The sequence below is a fragment of the Pedobacter rhodius genome, from assembly GCF_027213645.1.
Classification (GTDB): Bacteria; Bacteroidota; Bacteroidia; order Sphingobacteriales; family Sphingobacteriaceae; genus Pedobacter; species Pedobacter rhodius.
The window spans coordinates 235316-254242 of the sequence record NZ_JAPWGL010000004.1; the positions used below are offsets into that span (position 1 = coordinate 235316).

19 protein-coding genes are annotated in these 18927 nt (G+C 39.5%); 6 read left to right on the forward strand and 13 right to left on the reverse strand.

What is annotated here, in order from left to right; all coding sequences use genetic code 11:
• Positions 1 to 4: 4 nt before the first annotated feature.
• The 8 genes from O0931_RS15330 to O0931_RS15365 all read right to left on the reverse strand — a co-directional run bounded on the left by O0931_RS15330 (position 5) and on the right by O0931_RS15365 (position 6329).
• The gene (locus tag O0931_RS15330) at positions 5 to 2443 is read right to left on the reverse strand and encodes a TraG family conjugative transposon ATPase (protein WP_056095063.1); all 2439 of its coding nucleotides are present in this window, start codon (positions 2441 to 2443) and stop codon (positions 5 to 7) included.
• 278 nt (positions 2444 to 2721) lie between these two features.
• Complete coding sequence (locus tag O0931_RS15335) at positions 2722 to 3033, reverse strand: DUF4134 domain-containing protein (protein WP_056095071.1); 312 nt, start codon at positions 3031 to 3033, stop codon at positions 2722 to 2724.
• A gap of 33 nt (positions 3034 to 3066) precedes the next feature.
• Positions 3067 to 3378 (reverse strand): DUF4134 family protein, encoded by a 312-nt coding sequence (locus tag O0931_RS15340; protein ID WP_056095073.1) that lies wholly within the window; start codon positions 3376 to 3378, stop codon positions 3067 to 3069.
• 5 nt (positions 3379 to 3383) lie between these two features.
• Positions 3384 to 3716: a hypothetical protein gene (locus O0931_RS15345; RefSeq protein WP_269416450.1), complete on the reverse strand. Its 333-nt coding sequence runs from the start codon at positions 3714 to 3716 to the stop codon at positions 3384 to 3386.
• The gene (locus O0931_RS15350) at positions 3703 to 4083 is read right to left on the reverse strand and encodes a hypothetical protein (RefSeq protein WP_056095077.1); all 381 of its coding nucleotides are present in this window, start codon (positions 4081 to 4083) and stop codon (positions 3703 to 3705) included. The genes O0931_RS15345 and O0931_RS15350 overlap by 14 nt, the downstream gene beginning before the upstream one ends.
• Positions 4080 to 4715: a ParA family protein gene (locus O0931_RS15355; RefSeq protein WP_115404612.1), complete on the reverse strand. Its 636-nt coding sequence runs from the start codon at positions 4713 to 4715 to the stop codon at positions 4080 to 4082. Before O0931_RS15355 ends, O0931_RS15350 begins: the two co-directional genes overlap by 4 nt.
• 12 nt (positions 4716 to 4727) lie before the next feature.
• A complete protein-coding gene (locus O0931_RS15360) occupies positions 4728 to 5918 on the reverse strand; it encodes a relaxase/mobilization nuclease domain-containing protein (protein WP_056095080.1) in 1191 nt (396 codons plus the stop codon).
• A 3-nt stretch (positions 5919 to 5921) separates the two neighbouring features.
• Complete coding sequence (locus O0931_RS15365) at positions 5922 to 6329, reverse strand: plasmid mobilization protein (RefSeq protein ID WP_056095082.1); 408 nt, start codon at positions 6327 to 6329, stop codon at positions 5922 to 5924.
• 258 nt (positions 6330 to 6587) lie between these two features.
• Between O0931_RS15365 and O0931_RS20180 the strand changes: the two genes are divergently transcribed.
• Entirely contained in the window at positions 6588 to 6794 is a 207-nt protein-coding gene (locus tag O0931_RS20180) for a DUF6965 family protein (RefSeq protein ID WP_056095085.1), read from the forward strand.
• 129 nt (positions 6795 to 6923) lie between these two features.
• Here O0931_RS20180 and O0931_RS15370 read toward each other — a convergent pair whose 3' ends face one another.
• Positions 6924 to 7895, reverse strand: a complete 972-nt coding sequence (locus O0931_RS15370; protein WP_082489583.1) for a toprim domain-containing protein — start codon at positions 7893 to 7895, stop codon at positions 6924 to 6926.
• A gap of 567 nt (positions 7896 to 8462) precedes the next feature.
• The gene (locus O0931_RS15375) at positions 8463 to 9305 is read right to left on the reverse strand and encodes an RteC domain-containing protein (RefSeq protein WP_056095091.1); all 843 of its coding nucleotides are present in this window, start codon (positions 9303 to 9305) and stop codon (positions 8463 to 8465) included.
• Between the two features lie 295 nt (positions 9306 to 9600).
• Here O0931_RS15375 and O0931_RS15380 point away from each other — a divergent pair, with 295 nt between their 5' ends.
• From O0931_RS15380 to O0931_RS15400, 5 genes are all read left to right on the forward strand, one after another.
• Positions 9601 to 10740 (forward strand): hypothetical protein, encoded by a 1140-nt coding sequence (locus tag O0931_RS15380; protein WP_056095094.1) that lies wholly within the window; start codon positions 9601 to 9603, stop codon positions 10738 to 10740.
• Positions 10741 to 10849: 109 nt separating this feature from the next.
• Positions 10850 to 11317, forward strand: coding sequence for a cyclic nucleotide-binding domain-containing protein (locus O0931_RS15385; RefSeq protein ID WP_056095096.1), 468 nt, complete (start codon positions 10850 to 10852; stop codon positions 11315 to 11317).
• 33 nt (positions 11318 to 11350) lie between these two features.
• Entirely contained in the window at positions 11351 to 11917 is a 567-nt protein-coding gene (locus tag O0931_RS15390; RefSeq protein ID WP_056095098.1) for a Crp/Fnr family transcriptional regulator, read from the forward strand.
• A 158-nt stretch (positions 11918 to 12075) separates the two neighbouring features.
• Entirely contained in the window at positions 12076 to 12552 is a 477-nt protein-coding gene (locus tag O0931_RS15395) for a MauE/DoxX family redox-associated membrane protein (protein WP_056095101.1), read from the forward strand.
• Between the two features lie 102 nt (positions 12553 to 12654).
• Positions 12655 to 13032, forward strand: a complete 378-nt coding sequence (locus O0931_RS15400; protein ID WP_056095103.1) for a hypothetical protein — start codon at positions 12655 to 12657, stop codon at positions 13030 to 13032.
• A gap of 44 nt (positions 13033 to 13076) precedes the next feature.
• On the opposite strand, the gene O0931_RS15405 is transcribed toward O0931_RS15400, so the two are convergent.
• The 3 genes from O0931_RS15405 to O0931_RS15415 are packed head-to-tail and all read right to left on the reverse strand — an operon-like array spanning position 13077 to position 18448.
• Positions 13077 to 14465, reverse strand: coding sequence for a RagB/SusD family nutrient uptake outer membrane protein (locus O0931_RS15405; protein ID WP_115404613.1), 1389 nt, complete (start codon positions 14463 to 14465; stop codon positions 13077 to 13079).
• 4 nt (positions 14466 to 14469) lie between these two features.
• Positions 14470 to 17643 (reverse strand): SusC/RagA family TonB-linked outer membrane protein, encoded by a 3174-nt coding sequence (locus O0931_RS15410; protein WP_056095109.1) that lies wholly within the window; start codon positions 17641 to 17643, stop codon positions 14470 to 14472.
• A 58-nt stretch (positions 17644 to 17701) separates the two neighbouring features.
• Positions 17702 to 18448: a TlpA family protein disulfide reductase gene (locus O0931_RS15415; RefSeq protein ID WP_056095111.1), complete on the reverse strand. Its 747-nt coding sequence runs from the start codon at positions 18446 to 18448 to the stop codon at positions 17702 to 17704.
• Positions 18449 to 18927 lie beyond the last annotated feature (479 nt).

An 18927-nucleotide genomic window follows, 5' to 3' on the forward strand; every position in this document is an offset into this window, starting at 1 on the left:
GAATTTAACTTGTGATGGATGAATTGACTTTCTTGACAAATTCGGGAAGAGAGATTGCGCTCATTTTCATATCGGCAACGAAATGTTCCAGTCCCAGAGGATAAGAACCGTAACGCTTGACATAAGATTCGACAGCAGTCTTTTCGGGTTTTTCGGTTGTGAAGGTTAAATACTGAAAAAGCGACACTTCAACGCCATAGACCTCCCCTATACTTCCGCGCTTAATGTAAACCTCCTTGAATTTCCCGCGTCCGGCCTTATTTTCAAGCGCATTGATGGTAAATATCTTTCGCTGCTCTACCTCACTGAGCGCCAGGAGCTTTGCTACCTCTGCATAATTCCCCCTGAACTTGGATTGATCGAGCAGGCAGATGGTGTCGGAACTGGCCAGAATGGAATCCTTTATTACAGCATTTCCGATAATATCGCCCAGTTCCTGCGTCACCACAATTGGCTCTCCCCAGAATTTCCTCATCGTTTTATAGAGGTAAAGAATGTAGTTAGCCATTAGCGGAGATGCGATTGCCTTCCACGCTTCTTCCAAAATCATCGCTTTTCGCTGGCCTGTACGGTGCCTCATTTTCTGCAGTACCAAATCCATAATCACCAGCGTCACGATTGGAAAAAGAACCCTATTTTCCTTGATTGAATCAATTTCGTAGACAATAAAACGCTCTGTAAAATCTGAGAGATCAGCGCTTTCGTTGAGCAGCCTACCGTACTCTCCGCCAAGACAGAATTTTTTAAGTACATAACGGTACTCATCAAGATCGAAACTGATCTTCTCATTTTCCTTGATCTCCGAAATCTTAACGATCGAATAATGGTAGAAAGAATCAAAACACAGCGCATAATCAGCCTCTCCTAAAAAGAAGTCTGAATAGTAGGCCGAGAGTACATTTGAGAAAACCGTATCCTCAATCTGCGATACGCTTCCCTCTGCACCCTTTAAAAGAAGTCCGATAAGTGTTTTGAGGAAATCCTTCTTTTCGATGTTATATTCTGCTTCAGAAATAAGAAAGGGATTCATCGTGATCGGATTCTCCTCGGTATAGGTGTAATACTTTCCTCCAAAATAATTGCATAGCCCGGAATAGGAATGTCCTACATCAACGATCACGATGTCGTAATTATAAAGCATATACTGTTCAAGCAGGCTGTTCATAAAAAAGGATTTACCAGTACCAGAGCTGCCCAGAACAAATTTTGAACGGTTGGTAATCCTGCCAGATTCCATAGGAAGATCTGCTGGATCTATGCCTACAGGGATTCCTCTCCTATCGGTAAAGCGCATGAGAAACTTGGAGGGCTCATCCCGCATCAGCCGTTCCTTGTAGAACAGGCAAAGGGCCGCATCCGAAGTGGTGAGGAACCAGTCGTATTTTTTCAGTTCCACTGCATTTCCAGGCAAGGCACTCCTAAAGAGTTCCATCTGGTTATAGGCATTCTTGGAGGGGATAATCCCCTGCTGAAATAGGGAAGCTTCAATAAAGTTACAGCTGGTATCCAGAAGTGGAAGTTCGCAGCAGACCAATAAAGAATAGTGCGCATTGACGAGCAACTGGTTTTCCCTTGCCACATCTATGAGCAACTTATCAATATCCTCCACACACATCTGATTGGCTGGATCAGGAACTCCGGAATGCCGCTTGCGTTTCAGCTGCAGTTTGTTCAGGGTAATGCCCTGGGAAGGAATTTCAATTAATTGGTTATAAACAAGACTTTCAATACCCGGAACTGATGACAGGAAAGAAAGGTTGTCCATCGGAAATTCCTGTAGTCCTTTCCCGTCGTTCGCCATTAAATATGGCCCAATGGATTCAGGCATGTCAATGGAATCGATATTGACCAGGCTCATGCAGCGGATCACCTTTTTCCCAATACCTATTTCAGTATCCCCGGCCCTTAAGTTATTGAGCGAAAAATGGTCTGAGGAGAAATCCATGGCAAGCATCCGCGAAATATAGCGTTCTATCTCACCCTGGGGCAGTACTTTTGGTGATACCGATGCTCCTTTCAATAGTTCACAGACCTTGGCAATATTGGATACAAAATCCAAAAGGGCTTTCCTGTCATAAACGTACATTGCCCTTCGTTTGACCTGACGGGTTATAACCAGATAACTAGAGTGCTCAATATATTCCCTCCCTGAAAAATGCTCATCGTATTTTTGCTGAAGGGGTTCACTTTGCACTTTCGCCTGATAAGTTCTTTTAGAGAACACATCCTGTTTCTGAATGATATACCCTTCACTCAATATCTTGATCACATTGAGAAGCAGAAGATGAAAGGCCTGGTAGCCTGCCGGATCAGCGGAATAAATAAGCACCGGATTTTCGATAGAAAGAATTACTGAAAAATCGCCTGACTCACCATAAAGAACGGAAAGTCCGCCTATCTCTTCTATTCCGGCATATGGCAGTTTAAATTCCTGTTTTCCCATAACCTCGCCTTAAATAAATACGATGAATGAATATCTCCCTGGATCTGGTCTTATCATGAAGACCGAATGCCTGCTTGGAATATGTGTAGAGGAGCCCACCGGCTATTGAAAGAATGGTTAAGAGGCCACCGATATACATATTGAGGAGCGCACCGGCTAGGCCTCCTGTGACCAGCCCAAGACCTAAGGAAGAAATTCCATAAGCAATAAACTTCCCTTTGAAACCGCGATAAACAAGGGGCTTTTGAAGCCCCTTGTAAACTGGATACATCCTCATGCTATACGCCAAAGAAAGCCTTGATCACTACCGATACCAGAACCAGAAAAAGGCAGGAACCTCCCCAGCCCATAATTTCTTTGTTGATGTCCTGATCTCCGGAATTCCATTTGATGTAGACACGTACCCCGCCGATAATACCTACCACGGCACCAATCGCAAGGGTGAGTGTAGAAACTGGATCTACATAAGAGGTCAGCGAGGAAGTCGCCGCATTGATTCCTGTTGTTCCTCCCCCAGTCTGGGCGGAAACTGCCTGCACTAAACCCAATAGCGCGGCCAATGACAAAAGTCTTTTGCTTTTTCTTGTCATAAAAAAATTGATTTAAATTGAATAAAATTGTATTTACAGTCCGAAAAGACCGCGGAGGAATACACCGATGAGAGATAAAAAGAGGCATGAAAAGAACCATCCCATAACCTGCGCATCGATGTGGTGCTTGCCCATCTGCCAATTGGCATAAACCCTAAGTCCACCTAGGATTCCTGCGATTGCGCCAATAACCAGTACCAGATCCGAGAGCGAAAAATACCAGCCTTTCACCTCTGCCGAGGCGGAATAAAACTCTGAGATTCCTGGTTGAGCATTAGCGGAAAAAGTAGAGAGCAAAAAAAAAGAAGCTGACGCTGCCCTTAAAAAGAATAAAGAAAACCTCATGGAGTTTAGTAAGGTATTGCCCGCGTATGTTCGATGAGGTTGTCTTTCGCAAGGGAAAAAAGCTGTTTTAGTCCAATGCCTCCACTTGAGCTAATTGGACCTGTTGGCAAATAAGGGGCTGGTTTCTCCTTTTTTTCTGAATCCGTAGGCCCAGCCTCCTCAGCTTTCTCTTCCAGGGTAATCAGCTCAGGGGTAAATGTTTGTGCAAAGAAAAGCTCGTCTTCCGGAGTTTCATTCACACCAACTCTTTGAGATAGAAAAAGATCAAAAAATAAGTTCAGTAAATAATAAACCATATATACAATAAAGATTATGGTCAAGAAATTAGTCCAGCTCATGGGTCATATTTTTTAAAGTTTGAGAAATATATTCGTTTAACCAGGGATGGCCTTTTAAAAACTGGTGGAGGGAAAAAACGATTACCCTGGTCATATCAATATTCGAAGTAATCTTTAGTTGCCTAAGCTTATTCATTGTGCGCTTATCAATGCGGATAAGGATTTTCTCCTGCCCATCCATATTAAAGTCCCGCAGGGATGAGAGAAAGCTAGCTAGCCGCTTGGTATTCACGACCGTTTCTTTGGATTCAGTTTTTTTTACACCAATCTTTTCAGCCCCATGACTGGCCTGGGATTTTTCCGGCAATCCCTTTTCCTCTTGGATCCTTGATTTCAATTGATCGGCAAGGGACTTGATTTCGCTCATGATGATATACCTCTCTTCATAAAGCTGCCATAGATAAAGTCCATTGCCGGCATAAAAACTTGAATTAAAGAGGCCGGGACATGGATGGTTCCTACCCGCTGAAAATCGATGCGGTCAGAAATACCGGGAGAAATCTTTCCAAATCTGGATAGTACCTTGTCTACCTCTTCCCTGGTTTCATACTTTACGGTTGTTTTAATCCTATTTGGCACATACACCATGGGTGATAAATTATTGATCTCCCGACATACAAGCGAAAAGAGCACTGTACTGTCTACAGAAAATTCATCATAATTAAACGGGCAGATAATGAGTTCCGCGGAACTGATAATGGGAATCAATAGATCATCGTCCATTTTACCCGGAAGATCAATGAGCACAAACTCATCCCTATTTTGGTTAAGCAGTTCCAGCAGAGCCGGGAAGTACTTAAGATCAGAGGGAATAACCTCGTAGAGGGGATCGTTCTCAAGAATTTTTGCCTTTTCAAACTTGCCTGAAATCGAAGCCTGGTAGTCCATATCCAGAACGGTAACCTTCTTTTTTTTAAGCATTGAGAGGAAATAGGCCAGTAACAGGCAGAGTGTACTTTTACCTGCTCCCCCTTTCTGATTTCCAATTAATATAACCATAAGCATAAAAATTTAACGTGTATTGGTTCTTGCTTTTTTTTGCCTGCGCCTATTCCGTCCGAGGATCTGCTCATCATCAATATCATCAGAGATATCTATATCCAAAGAGAATTCGCCAATGGATATACAATCATGCATTTCAACCTCGTCAGCAGGAAATATTGACTCTGATGGATTTTCAAGGAGCATCTCTTCCTTTGGAGAAAACTGATTTTCATAAATACCCTCCGAAATGGGTATTGACGTTTTTACTTCTTCGGTTTGGCGTAAAGTCTCCATAAATTTAGTTATGGACATAATATCGCCACCTTTAAAAACTTCCTTGGTGGAATGGTCTAAAATGGTATAGCCATATGGCGGCTTGTCACCTTTAAAATGAAATACAAACTGAAGGCCGAATGAAGAAGATAATTTTTCGCTTAACTCAGAGTTATAGAATATTACTTTTCCTTTCTCGCCACCTGGAAGATCTTCCCTGATCGCTTGAATTCTGGAATCGGTAATTGGCCTATACTTTGCAAAAATCTGTTTTAACTGTTCCTTTCTTTTCTGATCAGGTGAAAACCGGGCAATTTTTTGTTCTATTCTGGTTAAGTTTATACTGCCTACTTTTTCACCATACTTTGACAGATCAAGCGTATCCTCCAGAACTTTTAATGCATATCCCTGTCTTTCAAGCAACATCATAAACTGCGCCTTATTGGAGAAGCTGTATTGAAGTGCCCTCGTCAAAGCTTTTTCAGCAGCATGTTTCTCATCATTACCGATAAGTTTATTCAGTACCTTATAAGCCCTGATCTTCTCAAAGCTGTCGGAAATCTTTTTCCCTTCCAGGTCTATTCTTGAAGATACCATATGGATGTGATTATTCTGCGTGTCCTTGTGGAAAATGAGAAGATACGGCTGATTTCCATAACCCATGCCCTCTAGCCAGCCTTCGGCCAGTGTAACTAGTTCCCCCTTGTCCAAGCTTCTGCCCTTTGAAGATATCATTGCATGAAATTGCGGATATACAACCCTGCGGTTTCTGCTCGCTAGGGATGAGAGGTAGTTTATATAATCTCCAGGCCTGATCTCAGATAGCCCTTGCAGCGCCCCAAAACCGGATACCTTTACCAGTTCTCCCTTATTTTTTTCAACTTTATTGGTATTGTACCTAACTGCCCTAAAAGTCTTTGATTTCCAAAGAATTTTCACAATCATAAACTAAGCCTTTAATAATCTGAGTAATTCCCTGGTTGCTCTCTCCATTCCTCTAAATATTGAAATGTAATCAGTAAAAATCGTGTTGAACTGAAGTACAATTTCAGCAGAGAGCATTCCTCGTTTATTTAAAAAGTTCGCATGCCGGGCAAGCTGGTTAATGTTGTTTCCTGACCTACCGATCTCTGCACCGATCTGGTTCAGGTGTTTTAAAACTTCGACAGCATTGATTTTATTTGAAACCGCAGAGGAGATTAAAAGCCTTTGCCGCAAGAAATCACTTTCTTTCAATCCAAGGGAAAGCCAAAGGTTTCGGAGTAAAGCATATTCTTCCTCGGTAAATCTGGCCTTAATGAACCTGGTTCTTTTACCATCTAATTTTAAAGGCCTCCCATTCTTTTTCTTGGTCATATTCAACAATTAAGGGACATCCTCCGAAGAAGAAAAAACTAGTTGCGACGTTTTTTCCATCCCGCTACGCCCCCAAGGCGAAAAAAAGCGGGCAAGTTATAGGGTTTTTGAGCAACAAAAACACAACTTGCAGGCTAAAAAACCAAAATACACCAACTATAACGAAAGGATAAAAACCAAAAAACTTAAGCTTGGTTTATTAGGATTTTGTTAAAAAGTATTCCGGCAAAACAGAAAGCCTAAAGCTATCTTTGCCAGATGGAGCTGCAGGAATTAGAAGAGTTTTTCAAGAATTGCCGGAGACCGGAAATGCCGGTGTTTTTAAATGAGGCAACAAAAGTAACTGACTTTGATTTATTTCTAGAGAGCCATTTCGGGCCACTTAGAGCTAATCCGGAAAGTAAAATCAATAAGCCACTATTAGTAAGACTAAAAATGATGAAACTTATCATTGAGTTTAACTAGCTAAACATATATCCACATATTTCTATATAAGAATATCCACATATACCGATAGAGACATATTGATATTTAAGCATATATAGATAATTATATCTATATAGCTCAATATTTACATAGTTATATATTCATATATCAACGTGTTATACCAAAACCATTCTCTACACTAAAAGGCATAGGCTTAACAATAGATTTTTCAATTTGCCTTAGATCAGCCACAAGCTTTTCATTATAATCCTTAAACCCTGCATATTTGAACGAACAGTCTATACTTCCATGTACATCTCGGATAAATTCCTGCGCAGCAGATTTTCCTGCTTTATCATGGTCAAAATAAAGTTCAATAGAACCAAACTGGTTTGACCTACCCTTGGCAGCCTGTAGAAACGAAAGGGAATTTAACACCAATATGGATGCAGGATCCTGTGGATGTTCGACTTTCCAGCTCAGAAAATCAAAGTAACCTTCAAAGACACCTAGCCTGTCAACAGCCCCCTGCAAAAAACTCATTCCCTTGTGCCCCAGGCAACCCTTAAAATATTTGTTGCGTACCTCCCAGCCACCATTCTCATTTGGCCATGCAGAAGCAAAGTAATTCCTGCGCTTATTGCTGCTGTCCATGACCGAATAATAAAGTTCATATAAATAACCACCTGCAACGCTTTGCACTCCCCTGCCTTTAAGATATGAGCTGATGACATCGTTGCCGATTGATTCATTTACTACTTCTACTTCATATCTTGGAACTTTGAAGGGCAAGGGCCTTCGGGAATTATCAACAGGCACATCCGCGGTTCTCTCAAGGTTTATTTTTGCATACTCTACGATTTTTTTAAGAACCTCAGGAAAGCTTGAGGGATACCAATATGCAAGGCCAAAATCGATTATGCTTCCGCTTTTTATTCCCGATACTCCTGCACCGCCATGGTCAAACCAGACCCCCAGATTATCATTTACACAAAGTGAGGCCGTATATTCTTCACGCAACATACTTAGAAAAAAATACTCTCCCCCCGATACTTTCTGGGGACTAAACCCCAAGTTCTTCAAAAGATCGAGGAGCGACACTTTCTCCTTGATCTCATTAACGTTTAAAAAAGCTGACATACCGATTTAGTTTTAGAATTTTCAGAAACAAAAAAGGGGCTTATCGCCCCTATAAAATAGAACCCAAAAAGAAGGGCCTCTATATATTGTAATTTCGGAACTACTCGCGTCGATTTCTACAAACCGGACTTATCGTCTGCCAATGCGCTTTCACCTTTTTGACGTCATCTCAAAGCTTCGCAAAATTCCCTTCAATTTAAAGGGTAATGTTTCATTCCTGAATGTCAAAGACCAACTCTTTTGTTGGCTCAAAATTCAGTATGTGCAAGACGTGTTATTGACACTATGAAAATAGTGTGAACGATTTTTATAAGGCTATTTTTGCCTTGATCTGAAAGTTATTTATTGGAGATCAGATTTGTTATAAATTTTACATTCATCAGTTTAGTTGATTACTGATCCATTTTTATTAAACAGAAGAGAATTTCATTAAATCACTAGCATTTTATTTACAAAAACTATAACACTTTTATTTAGGTGTGTAATTTTTTTAATCTGGATTATTTTGAGGATATCCTGCGATATGAGAAAAATTATACAAAGTGAAATTGGCAATTTGGTTGATTATCAATTAAACTTAAGTTTTCTGGCAATGTGATCGTTTATGGCATTTCTCATACTGTCTAAATAAACAGTATATCCCTTGCTTTTCCTTCTAGAGATATCAATGAACTTGCGATAAGCGACACCCAGATCTACATTTAAGCTCTTTTCAAGAATATCAACGACCTGAGAAATATCTGCTTTTCCATTATTCAATGACCCCATAAAATATATGCCATAGGCAAGTTCTACAAGCTTCACTTTATCGTCTGTCCATCTCAGGTTTGAGTTTTTTGACAACAATTGAAATATTGAGGATTCTGGGTCGCTGTATAAAAGTCTGATGCGTGTCAATAAAAACTCCCGCAAATGTTCATACGCACGGAATTTAGCAAAGGTATAATCTCCCTTTGTCTCGAATTCACTAAAATTCACTGCGGGAAGTATGTTCTGCCTATTACGCCTTAAAAAGTATTCTTCATCTAGTGCGCTCTGGTCATTGAGATAATATTGGTAAAGAAATTGATTTTGTTCGAAATATCTTCTTAAGAAATCTATTTCCCTTATGTAATAATTTCGGATTGCCTCGTCTGTATCTACTGGAATATTCGAGACAATATTGAACTGTTCTACAATAAAAATTTTCCAACTGTAAAACTTGGGCTTGATCTGTTTAAAGAAAAATATCTCTTCTGCTTCCGAGGAAAAACCTAATCGGTTTGCTAGGGAATTTAAACGGATTGTGCCGCTTTCTATCATTTCAAGGGAGGAGGATAACCTAAGCAGATCACTTATAAGTTCATTTTTTCCAGCATGAAGCTTAGAGGTCATTTCCAGGTACAGCTGTTCAGATTGGGGGATTAACATACACAAAGGATTTAGATGAAAAATAGGTTTATTTTAGGCAGCTAAAATTCAGCCTGCGTTGCTGCAAATTGAATTATTGCAGGCATAGAATCAAGTTAACTATCAGTTGCATAATTGATCAACCCCCTTTGAATTCATTATTTGCAGATAAATTCTAAAGACAATATACGTCGGTTTTTACTTTTGAGAATATGTTTGTCAGCCTAATCAAACTATTCGTGTAACCACCCAAGGCCTCGGTGTAAAAATCTTTTTGACAGGTAAATTCAGTCATAAATTGTGCTAAAAATCAGCTATGAATTACCAATTTATTTTTTTTGAGGAACATCTCACAAGCCTGCAAACGAAAAAAAGTTTTGCAAAAAATTTTGCAGTGGAGTCAAAAAAAAATCTTGAACGAGAACATTCCAGACTGACCAGAGCCTTCAGGGATATGGCCGTTGAACTAAATAATCATAAAAAGTCAAAAGCATATTTAAATTTTCACCAACAGAACTTAACCCTTTTAATGGATAAGACCAGTAGAGAAAAAACGCAAAGGGAAAAAGATCCGGACCACACGATTATCATAAGCACTCTGAAAGCACTGCTGGACATAATGGAAGAATTACTAATCTGGATGAAACAAATCTTTCCGGAAATATTCAATTATAAAGGCAGGATACCTATAAAAATGATTGAGTCAGAAATTTCCGAAATTGAGAATGATTTGAACTTAATCGTTGGAGAATTTGAAAAGAAGAAATTGGATCCTAAACTGATGCAGGTCACAAGATCGGTTTTGGATATAAGTCAGATAGTCAGTTTTAAAGATCTTAATTTTTGGAAAGAATCCTGCGATAAAATCCATCAAGATCTTATGTTGCTTGATTTGATTGATGAGTTTAGCATTATAAAAATTTTCATGGGGCTTGGAATAAATCATCCTGACTTATTTTTTTATGCCAAATGGCATATTTCAAAAGAGATTGAGCATAAGACAACTTTAGGGGAAAAAATTTCTGCAGTCTGTTCCTATCGGAAAGAGATAAGAGTGTTATACAGAGAAACCCAAATGCTCCAGTTTACAAGGAAACCCGATATTCAGCGCACTATAAAAAAATTCCTTCGAGAAGAACTCCTTTTACTCCGGGCTATGGAATTCGTGAATCATGAAGTTGAGGAAGCGGGAATCATGAACGCCAACTATAAAGTTTCCTTTTCCGTTAAACAGCTGGCCTTTTTTGTCCATCTTCAGATGGAGACCGGGATAATAATATGGCAAAGGGCAAAATTCGCGCACCAGTATATTGCAAGGCACTTTAGCACGGTGGAACGCGATTCAATATCTGAAAAAAGTGCTAGAAATGCCCACTATAATCATGCTAGTGAAGATATTAAGAAAGTGATCGCAAAGCTCAGTGAAATGCTAGCATTAGCTCAGGAAAGATATTGAAATTGTGAGAATACTGCGAATCTTGCAATTTGATGAGGGGTTGCAAGACCATAAAATTTCTGCAACTTGACAAAGTTTTCAAATAGCCGTTCTTTATCCCTAAAAAGATATGGACGTAGAAAACTATTCACAGAAACTAAACGCATTTCACTCACTCTCGCCTGGACTCAAAGCATACATCTCAACCATAGCAAAAAAAACTGCATACAAGGCTGGCCAGACAGTGTTCTTGACTAGAGAAGATTATAATTTTTATCCCTTGATTGAAAGCGGGTCATTACGGCTAATGGCAATCGATAAGGATAATGACGAAGAAATTGTTATCCGAACCTACAATGCTGAGGAATTCCTTTATCATTTCCCAAACGTTATGCCAAGGTCGAGATTTGAACTTTATGTAGAGTTTTTAGAGGATTCTTATTTGATAGCGTTTAGCGAAAAGCATTATTCGAACCTTCTGAAATTATTCCCTGATGCGTACCTCTTGAATCTATCCTATACAGCCTGGCATTTAAACATACAGTTGGAACTTCTATTCGGCAACAATAAAATTCCTGATAGGCAAGAACATATATGACACACCTTAAAGTTTACCCTAAATCATATTTAAATGAAACGACTCATCGAAAAACTGCAAAGTCTTCAAAATGCAAGCGAACCTTTTGTAAGCCAACTGGCGGAAATCTCTGTTCAGAAAACTTTCAACAAGGGCTTACTTATTAGCACACCAGATCATTCATACCCAGAACTGTATTTTATCGAAGAGGGCCTTGCAAGAGGGTATTTTATTTTCGAGGGGCAGGAAAATACTTCCTGGATATTACAGAGTGGGTTTATTTTTCCGACTACGTCGTTTTTTTCCTTCACTCACACAAATGAGTACGTAAATTTTTTAAAAGACAGTTCCGGCTATTCAATAAGTCTATCCCAATGGAGTGAACTTGCCAAAGCAAATCCCCAATTTCTAATGATTCTTCTGGAAATCTATGAGGAACATTACCGTGAAATTACGCAAAGAGAACAAATGCTGAGGATCAGACATGCGGAAACAAGATTTCTCTATTTTCAAGACAGGTATCCAGAATTAATTAATCTTCCCATTCATAAGATTCTGGCTTCCCTTCTCGCAATTGAATCAAAATACCTCTTCAAAATAAAAAGGAAATACCGCAGATGACACGGTAGGGAATCGCATTATTACACAAATAGGTGTACGATTATTTCTTTTCCCAAGGGGTGCAAAAAGAGTAAAAATTGCCGAATTCGGGTAGTTAATATTATTTCTGTTGTTTCGAACTTTAATCCACAATCAGATGGGTTTTTAATAAACAAAACATGGAAAATATTTATTCACATAAACGGACGCATATAAGCTATAAAAGCTTGGTATCAAATCTAAATACCGTTGGAATATTCCTGCTGACATTGCTATGGTGTTATGCAGTTTTTGCAAAGCTCGCAGATCTAAAACTTTATCAGCTCCAGATGAAGGATCAACCCTTTTCTGAAGAAATACAACGCGTACTGACATATCTGGTCCCGGTTCTTGAGCTGACCGCTGCTACGCTGCTGATTTTTAATAAACACAAATGGGGACTGTGGCTTTCCTTGTCCCTGATATTGGGATTTACCATATATATCACATTGATCCTAACCCATGTTTTTCCTAATGCCCCATGCAGCTGCGGTGGCTTCATTTCTAAGATGAGCTGGAAAAGCCATCTCTACTTCAACATGCTTTTGTTTTTTATAAATATGGGTTGTCTTATTAGAGTTACCAAAAAGGAAAGGAGGTTAAGCGGCAAAGAGTGAAAAATATAATTCCAAAATTTAATGCATTCAACAGGGCATGGTGCCCAAATCTTAAACTAACTTTTTCGCTTGTTTTTTCGAAGTAAAAAGCATCCTTAAATTATGTATACAGCAATAAAAAATGTAAGCAAAGGCCTAATGGCCGCCGCTTTAGGATTAGTATTAGTATTTGGTGGTTCTGCATTCAAGGCAGATAGCAAAAGGGTACAATATACGTTTCAGTATACCGGTAGCGATAAGTCCCGAACTGAGGTTGAAAAAGAATCTAACTGGACTTATAGTCCTAACGCAGCGGGCTGTGATGAAATTCAACAAGAAGCCTGTCTTATACGAGTAGATGCAAGCTTTGTGAATACAAGTGGCACCCCTACGCTAGACCCTTCACTTAACTTAATCGCAAGTCCCCACACATCAACACGTGCTTATGTAGTATCCAGTGATGATGGAGACATGGACATCGAAAACAAAACTGCCCAATAACCTAAGGGTAAAATATGAGGGGGAAATGAACTCCCCCTTATAGTTTAGTTTTGTGGCATGCCTGAAGATTCAATAATATCAGTGGGCAACGGCAAAGCATAATATCGTGAATCTGGCGCAAGGGTGAAGACTTGACTTCCGAGAACCCGTCTTAGAATTATATTTGCTCCTTCTTTGTTGTACCTTTTAAGGTCAGCAAAACGAAGACCTCTCATCAACAACTCCTTCCTTCTTTCTTCACGGATTTTTCTAATAGCATCAGACTTATCGGTTGCAGTTACAGGCGAAAAGGGCACTGTATTTCTCCAACGGGACTTTAATAAAATATTCAATGTTTCCATAGCCCCAGACAGGTCATTGAGCCAGGCTTTACATTCGGCGCTGTTAAGATAAAGTTCATCTGTTGCAAGGCCTGAAAAGTAAATCGTTCCACTTGCGGTGTAATTCCCCTTGAACTGCTGGTATGGCGCAGAAGCCCGGAAAAATGCAGTTCTTCTTAAATCGTTAATGTTATAACTGGCATACAAGGCAGTATCGACTCTAGAATTTGTAGTATTATTGACTCCAAAATTACTGGAAAGTTCTGCATACCAAATCGTCTCCTTATTAAACTTTTTGATTGGTACTGTGCTACTTAGCGCCAGGAGATCACTATCGCCATTGTAATCCATTAGCTTGCTGTTGAATTTGAGTGCTTCCAGTGTATATTTCAATGACGTTTCATATTCATGACGGTACAGAAAACATCTTGACAACAGCGCTGCTGCGGCTCCTTTTGAGGGTCGCATCACATGCTGAGGGTAGTCGGGCAGTAAGGTTAATGCTAAAGTTGCATCTTCAATTATTTTTTGGTAACAATCGCTTACCGAAGAACGTACCGAGGGGACATTAAAGTTAGATGATGTTCTAAGTGCAATACCTAAATCATTGCCAGAATTTTTTTCATCAAAGGCAAGTCCATGTTGATTGGTCAACATCAAAAAATAAAAGGACCTGTAGAATAAGGCGCTTCCCTTGGCATTGTCCCATTGAGAACTGTTCGCTGGCGTTCTGTCTATGCTTTCTAATAACTCCAGGCAAAGATTACTATTAAAAACAGACGTATACGCCAGACTCCAATCATTGGCATGTCGATAAGGAGTAGGCTTCCAGGTATAAGCTTCTTGAGCCCTTACACTTAGCGCATTGTAACTGTTGACTGTCAGGAAAAAATCATCACTTGATGCTTCGCCAAATGACGGAGTTAACCTCAGGTTCATAAGATTGGCATCGTCCAAAAGTCCTTGTACGTCAGATAAAGTATGTGGAATTACCAATTTGGCATTTGATTTAACCTCAAGGTACTTTTTACAACTCAAGGTAAGTAGCATTGCAGTACAAAGTACAATACTTATTGCAATATTATTTTTCTTCATAATTACTATTTCTATCATGGTTTTAGAATGCCCCCTTTATACCAAATGATAACTGGCGGGAAGGAGGTAATATGTTTGAATAATCCGGATCATAACCGAAATGATTCGCTTTCCAGAGTAATCCGACATTTTGTAAACCTGCGTATACTTCAAGATTCCGAAATGGAAATTTCCACTGAACTGTATTTAATGTGTAACCAAATCGAATATAATCAAGGCGAATGTGGTCTCCCGACATCACATTAATTTCAGATTTACTGTAAAATGCATCCCGAACACTTGGTGCAGGGTAGATGAACGAGGGAACATTAGTTACGTTTTCATCACCAGGCTTCTGCCAGCGAGACTCATATTCATAATTTCCCTGCCCAGTTTCTATTAGCGTTGAATATGCCAGTGCCGGTTTTCTGACCTTATAACCTAATTTGTAATTGATATTAACCGACAAACTGAAACCCCTAAATGACAAAGTATTGATCAAAGAACCGAAATACGTCGGACTGGCAGAACCCAGAAAGGTGACATTATTCCCCGTATTAAAAGATTCATCTGCGATAGACTCGTAATCAGTACTGAGTTTACCATTCAAATATCCCTGTGGATTCCCCTTGCTGTCCAGCCCTCCCCATTTATAAGCTGCAACCGCATATAGTGGATAGCCTTCGATTGGAGTAATAGCATTCCCTGCGGTAAGTAAATTGTAAAAAGCTGATGAATTGTCTCTGCTTTTATATTTTGTGGTTTTACTGGTGTTATAACTAAAATACAGGTCAGTTCCCCAACTAAAATTGCCAGTTTTAAGATTTTTGCTGTGAAGATCGAGATCAATACCCTCTCCCCTCATATTAGCAACATTCTTTGTGATTACATCACGTGCACCCCAACTGGTATAGTCATAGCCCGTTATACCATACAAATCCGTTCCTGTTTTGACGTAATAAGAAAATGATCCGGTCAGAATTTGCTTGGGAAGTTCAAAATCCAGTTTCATATCAACCTGCGAAAGCTGTTCCCATTTCAAATCGGGGTTATTTATTGCATTTATCCTCGTGATTGGAAATCCCGTCAAAGCATTCGTGCCATAAGTGGCAATTGGGGACGCAGTTTTCGTTAGGTCTACATTACCACTGTAGCCAAATGTAGTGGTTAACCGCAGAACGGGCAGCCATCTTAAATTATAAAAGGATTCATCTGAAATCTTCCATCCAATACCTGACGACCATAAGGGCTTCCATTTATCATTTATATCAGCGCCAAAAATATTTGATCCGTCACGTCGTATGCTTCCTGACAACAGGTAACGTCCTTTGAAGGAATATGCGAAATTGGCATACATGCTTATAAAACGGTATGCAGTCTGAGTTAAAGTATTGACACTTCCGATCTGGCTGCTAAATCCAGTTAAGTATTGGCGGTAAAGCCCTACCTCGTCAACTGGAGTAAAATATAGTGGGTCGGATTGATAGCCTAATCTTCTGCTTCCACGAGAAGAAGTATTCGCACTCCTTGCCTCAGCACCGAAAATTGCATTGATGCTATGCAAGCCAAAAACGTTGTTGTAGTTGAATTGCGCTCTTCCTGTTTGTGAGTTGACTACCGAAGAAGAAGAATTCAGTATCCCTCCTCTTGGAACCGGATAAGTAACTATTCCCGTAGAGGCATTTACCTGACTAAACGAATTGATCAGATTTCTGGCCGCATAACTTTGTTCATCGGATGTTCGTTCAATATCTGAGCTCTGCCGTTGATATTGGTAATTTACCTGCAGGTTTAACCCTTTGACGATTTGATACCTAAATCCGACGTTAGCAAATAAGTCCTGAGAACGGGAATCGGTATAGTCATGTTTATAATCTTCTGTGGGATAAAATTTCCAGTCTAAAAGTCTACCTTTTGCCAGTGTATCAGTATATGCTGACCGAAATTCTGTAGCAAGTCCTCCAGCCTGTGCAAAATCCAGGTATGGCGGATACCTTCCCCCAGCGCTCAGATAACCATTCGCAGGACGGCCGGTCTTTCCAGTAAAATTTGTATAATAAACATTAGTACTTAGATTTAATTTTTCAAGCACCTTAAAATCATTGGCAAAATGCAGGTTTAATTTACCTGAGGTATTGTAAACTTCCCCTCTATTCTGATCGTATGCTGCAGAAAGTAAATAGGTATTCCGCTCACTCCCCCCTTTAAGATTTAAACTATACTGTTGGAGAATCCCACGAGTGTAGAAATTGTCCAGATAGGATTGTTGTGTATTATTTCCCGCTAATAAATTTATTCTAGCATCAGCCGTTGACTGAGAGATCTGCCCGTTTCTTCTTGCTAGAAGAACTTCTACAACAGGGGTTAATGCCAACCATGGTGTGGTAGATATCCGATCATTAAAGTAGCCCGATTCGAAAAGTTGTTTTTCAAAAGCGATATAATCGCTACTATTCATCTGCCTGATAGAATTAAATCTTGGTAAATCCTGTACCAATACATTTGCACCAAAGGCAATTTGCATAGGTTGGTTTTGTCTGCCTCTCTTGGTTGTAATCACAATTACGCCATTACCAGCCCTTGCACCCCAAATCGATGCAGCTGCTGCATCTTTTAATACAGATACATTTTCTACATCATTGGGATTAATGTTAGATATATCTCCCTCATATATAAAACCATCTAACACGATTAGCGGATCTAACGGACCATTGATTGTTCCAAGACCACGTATAGAAATGTTGGTCTTATTTTGCGGATTGTTATTACTCTTTCCTACCTGGAGCATTAATCCGCTACTTTGACCAATTATCCTTTCTAAAATATTCGACCCTGTACGTTCTCCTAGAGCTTTCTCACTAATAGAGGATATTGTTCCATTAACTTCATTGGGTTTCAATGTTTGGTAACCTGTCTGAACGGTGACCTCCTCTAACTGCTGGGAATCATCGGTCATTTTAACTGAAATGAATTTTTCATTTATTGAATAAATCCTGAAAATTGTTTTATATCCAGTTGCAGTAATACGAATTGTATCTCCAGGGTTTACTTTTCCTAAAGTAAAATTTCCAGCCTCATCAACTATTGTCATATTCTTTCTGGAGCGAACGCTGGCCGGGATTACATTTCCATCAAAGTCAGTAACCTTCCCTTTTAACACATTTGCTTCCTGAGCAAAAGCTGTTATTGCAGAGAGGATAATGATTATCAGAGCCATACAAAACAGTAGAAAATTCCACTTCATTTTTCTAGTGTTGAAATGATTTGCCATCATATTAATCTTTTTTAGTTTTAAGGTTAAGACTTAAGCCTGCGATAAGCCGCGAGACGTTTTCTTCTGTAAGTTGATCCGCGCGCGTAATCGCTTTAATACGTCCATCGGCACCAATCCAGATATAGTGCGGCATTGTATTGACTGGAAAAACGTTCTTTATTTCAGCGCTATTGAGAATTATGGGTAATGCGAAATCTTTAATTTTTGCCTTTTGCGCTGCCAAAAATTTTTCTAGAACTTCTACAGTATCACTTGCATAAGTATTCATCAGTAAAAACTGGATATTTTTACCATATTTTTTTTGCATAGCATCCATTTTCGGAAATTCGGCTATGCACGGCGAGCAGTATGTCGCCCAAAAATCGAGGACGAGTGCTTTATTTCTAAAGCTCGAAAATTCAGCGCTTTTTTGGTTAAAATTTAGGATTTGCGAAAGGGTAAGATTAGGTACTTTATCGTTGATTGCGAGTTGGCGGCTCGTTGCCTTTGCCTGTGCGAATAGAGTAGTTGAGAAGAAAAATAAAACCGTAGTTAACCGAATGATTTTCTTTCTAAGTAGTCTTTCTAGATTTATCTCTCTATTAGCCAATTTAGCAACATTCCTTGTTGTCTGGCCATCCAATTGAAAACAGCTTAAGCTTAAATTCCCATAAGAAGGTGGAACACATCTCTTGGGTTTCTTTATAAGGTCGATTCCAAAAAAAAGGCATGGCAGTGCCCTAGCGATAGAGAATATCGTTTTTTTCATTGTTTGTTGGTTTAAGTTAGTTGATCGGAAAATTAAATGAGGAATCTCAAATATTGAAGAGAACTAAGGCAGGCGCATTATTAAAGAACCTATTTTCTATCATTAACCGTAGGGTTGACCTGCCTTAGCCTGGCATCTTATTCAGGAGAACAGATAACCAGGCTAATTAGGATGATAAATGTCCATCCGAGAGTATAAAAAACAGAGATTTGAGGACCTAAAAAGTAGGCCAGAAAATAGCATGTTCTGCTGAAATTTGAAGAAATGATGATTTCAAATGCTTTCATGGCTAATCTGTGTTAACCGAAAGTCAAACGGAAAAGGGCCGCCTTTACGCTTTATTTGAAGTGAAGGTGTAGGACCACCACCGCCTCGCAGCGGCCGAACTCAAATAAAGCAGGCGACCCAAATCCGTATGCTATACAAAGATAGCATAGGAATTGAGTTTTACCTACCTCTCGTGTTCGAACGTCCTACTT

What these genes read in the sequence shown, in the direction of transcription:
- O0931_RS15330 (WP_056095063.1), bottom strand. Translation starts at nt 2,443, where the DNA reads ATGGGAAAACAGGAATTTAAACTGCCATATGCCGGAATAGAAGAGATA.
- O0931_RS15335 (WP_056095071.1), bottom strand. Translation starts at nt 3,033, where the DNA reads ATGACAAGAAAAAGCAAAAGACTTTTGTCATTGGCCGCGCTATTGGGT.
- O0931_RS15340 (WP_056095073.1), bottom strand. Translation starts at nt 3,378, where the DNA reads ATGAGGTTTTCTTTATTCTTTTTAAGGGCAGCGTCAGCTTCTTTTTTT.
- O0931_RS15345 (WP_269416450.1), bottom strand. Translation starts at nt 3,716, where the DNA reads ATGAGCTGGACTAATTTCTTGACCATAATCTTTATTGTATATATGGTT.
- O0931_RS15350 (WP_056095077.1), bottom strand. Translation starts at nt 4,083, where the DNA reads ATGAGCGAAATCAAGTCCCTTGCCGATCAATTGAAATCAAGGATCCAA.
- O0931_RS15355 (WP_115404612.1), bottom strand. Translation starts at nt 4,715, where the DNA reads ATGGTTATATTAATTGGAAATCAGAAAGGGGGAGCAGGTAAAAGTACA.
- O0931_RS15360 (WP_056095080.1), bottom strand. Translation starts at nt 5,918, where the DNA reads ATGATTGTGAAAATTCTTTGGAAATCAAAGACTTTTAGGGCAGTTAGG.
- O0931_RS15365 (WP_056095082.1), bottom strand. Translation starts at nt 6,329, where the DNA reads ATGACCAAGAAAAAGAATGGGAGGCCTTTAAAATTAGATGGTAAAAGA.
- O0931_RS20180 (WP_056095085.1), top strand. Translation starts at nt 6,588, where the DNA reads ATGGAGCTGCAGGAATTAGAAGAGTTTTTCAAGAATTGCCGGAGACCG.
- O0931_RS15370 (WP_082489583.1), bottom strand. Translation starts at nt 7,895, where the DNA reads ATGTCAGCTTTTTTAAACGTTAATGAGATCAAGGAGAAAGTGTCGCTC.
- O0931_RS15375 (WP_056095091.1), bottom strand. Translation starts at nt 9,305, where the DNA reads ATGTTAATCCCCCAATCTGAACAGCTGTACCTGGAAATGACCTCTAAG.
- O0931_RS15380 (WP_056095094.1), top strand. Translation starts at nt 9,601, where the DNA reads ATGAATTACCAATTTATTTTTTTTGAGGAACATCTCACAAGCCTGCAA.
- O0931_RS15385 (WP_056095096.1), top strand. Translation starts at nt 10,850, where the DNA reads ATGGACGTAGAAAACTATTCACAGAAACTAAACGCATTTCACTCACTC.
- O0931_RS15390 (WP_056095098.1), top strand. Translation starts at nt 11,351, where the DNA reads ATGAAACGACTCATCGAAAAACTGCAAAGTCTTCAAAATGCAAGCGAA.
- O0931_RS15395 (WP_056095101.1), top strand. Translation starts at nt 12,076, where the DNA reads ATGGAAAATATTTATTCACATAAACGGACGCATATAAGCTATAAAAGC.
- O0931_RS15400 (WP_056095103.1), top strand. Translation starts at nt 12,655, where the DNA reads ATGTATACAGCAATAAAAAATGTAAGCAAAGGCCTAATGGCCGCCGCT.
- O0931_RS15405 (WP_115404613.1), bottom strand. Translation starts at nt 14,465, where the DNA reads ATGATAGAAATAGTAATTATGAAGAAAAATAATATTGCAATAAGTATT.
- O0931_RS15410 (WP_056095109.1), bottom strand. Translation starts at nt 17,643, where the DNA reads ATGGCTCTGATAATCATTATCCTCTCTGCAATAACAGCTTTTGCTCAG.
- O0931_RS15415 (WP_056095111.1), bottom strand. Translation starts at nt 18,448, where the DNA reads ATGAAAAAAACGATATTCTCTATCGCTAGGGCACTGCCATGCCTTTTT.